The 2075-nt window shown below is 46.6% G+C and carries 2 protein-coding genes; both read left to right on the top strand.

Going from position 1 to position 2075, the window contains the following annotated elements; all coding sequences use genetic code 11:
* Positions 1 to 1856, top strand: a 1856-nt coding sequence (locus EAE89_RS22660) for a T6SS effector BTH_I2691 family protein (RefSeq protein ID WP_214086635.1), incomplete at its 5' end; no start/stop codon positions are given.
* Positions 1857 to 1858: 2 nt separating this feature from the next.
* On the top strand, positions 1859 to 2075 hold a 217-nt coding region (locus EAE89_RS22655; RefSeq protein WP_422615523.1), incomplete at its 3' end, for a hypothetical protein.

Below are 2075 nucleotides of genomic sequence, written 5' to 3'. Positions count from 1 at the left end.
AGGACATTACCGCGCTGATGAATTATCGGTTAAAGACCCAGTTTCATGAAAATCCACATTACATCAGAGGGATTGCACTTTCGGCTTCTCTAGGCACGCTGAAAGAGGCGTTGTGTCGGCAGTTTGAACAGGAACAGATAAAGGAAAATGAAATTCTGGAGGCACAAAAACAAGCCCCATACGCTTTCTATTTGTCTGGTGGGACATATCTACCGAATAATCCTGCGCTTGTGGGTACCACCAAAAGCACGTTAGACAGTTCGACATTAAAACGGCAGGTACAGGAATGTTGGTCAGATTACGAGAAGTACATCGACCGTGAGAAAGAAAAAGCGTTTATGGACCGGTTCACCACCGACCTGACGCGGTATGACAACACCATTATCTCCCCAATGACCGAAATGTATCTGGACTGGCTGAAAAGCCAGACCCTGCTGGATTATTTTGACCATAACTTTGACAGCACGGACGGCTACAGCGGCGCGCTGTTTACCCAGTCGGTTCATGATTGTATTTACGGGATGCAGGACAAACTGGGGGCCTCGCATTATTTTCAAGAGCAGATGATGCGCGACACCATCACGCCGGATAATCTGCTGTTGCGTGCACTGGTGATGAACAGCGATAAAAGGATAGAGCAGACTCATGGGGTTCTAAAGACCGGTGCAGATTACGGCTCTCTCGCCTGGGATAAAATCCCCGATGGGCTTAAAGACATGGCTGAGTACTTTCATGGACCCGCTTCCCTCACGATAGAAAAATACCTGAATGAACTGAGTAGCACCTTGTTTGCGGTGATGAATAAAGCCGTAGAGAAAGTGCCGCTTCCGGCACTGGTCGTATTAGCTAAGCTGCATGGCAGGGAATTAAAAGTCATTAAGTTCGTTGGAAAACGTAAACATTTTCTCAGCGCGGTGGTGACTCAACTGAGCCTGATGGCGGATCTGAAACAGCCTGCTTCCTCAGATAAGCTGCGTCACCATGTTGACATTGAAATGCGTCGTTTGGAGATTAACGGCTTGCCAATGGAGGGAGATCAGGAATTCAACTTTGTCACGCTGGCAGACGCAGGTGAAGCGGAAAAAACCCGGGTTTTACCCGAAGCGGAACGGGCCAAGTCTGTGGTGAAAACCTTGCATTCTGTCGATGAGATCCGTGCGGCGCTGTTTCCGAGGTCGTTACGCACAAAACTGGCGCAGTTAGAGGGCAGTTCGGTTGAGAATATTGCTAAGCAGTTGGCACATGTTCCGCCCTTTATTGGTTGTACCTTCTCTATGGTGTTGCAGATTTCCGCATTGCGCGCGGCTGGGTGGCCTAAGGAAAATACAGAGGCATGTACCCGGTTTGCGGCGGATCTGGTCGCTGCAATGGGGACTCTTGCTGAAATCTGTGAGCGGTTGTTGAAAAATTTTCAGGTACTCAGATTACAGCCTATGCTGAGTTCTGTTTTGGGGGGAAAAAATCTACTTAAGTTTCTGAAAGGTCTTGAAGTAATGAAATCCTTTGGATCTTGGGCTGGGATCGTTGGGGTGGCATGGGATGGATATCATTTTTGGGATGAGATTTTTAATAAAGGCGATATGAGTTTGGGAATTGCCTATCTGGTTTCTGCGGTAAGTGGAGGGGTGTTGGTTTTCTGCTCCTTGGGACCGGTAGGTGTTGTTATTACCTTGCTGTTTTACTTTGGTGCCAATATTTATCTGGCGATGAAGAAGAAAGATGAGATCCAGGAATGGTTGGCAGCCTGCTTGTGGCGCAAAATTCCGGTAGGTGAAAAGGATATTCCTGCTATCTGGCCCGATAGCAGAATGGAACTGGATGCGTTTAATAAATTCATGACTTCGGCGGAGGCATAATTATGCAATTAGATGGGTTGTATATCCCTTATAAACTGAATCGTTTGTTGACTCAGCAAGAGAAAGGCGATCAATTTTATCAGGGGAAACCAACTAGAATAGAGGGCAACGATGGTCGGTATATTGTTGATTACAATACGGTGATCAGTATGAACTCGACTTATATGGAAACGGTAGACAAATACTATAGAGATAAGGGATATGTTAGTTCATTATCTG

It is taken from the genome of Photorhabdus heterorhabditis (assembly GCF_018448905.1).
In the GTDB taxonomy this organism is placed as follows: domain Bacteria; phylum Pseudomonadota; class Gammaproteobacteria; order Enterobacterales; family Enterobacteriaceae; genus Photorhabdus; species Photorhabdus heterorhabditis.
This window is presented reverse-complemented; position numbering and strand designations above follow the sequence as displayed.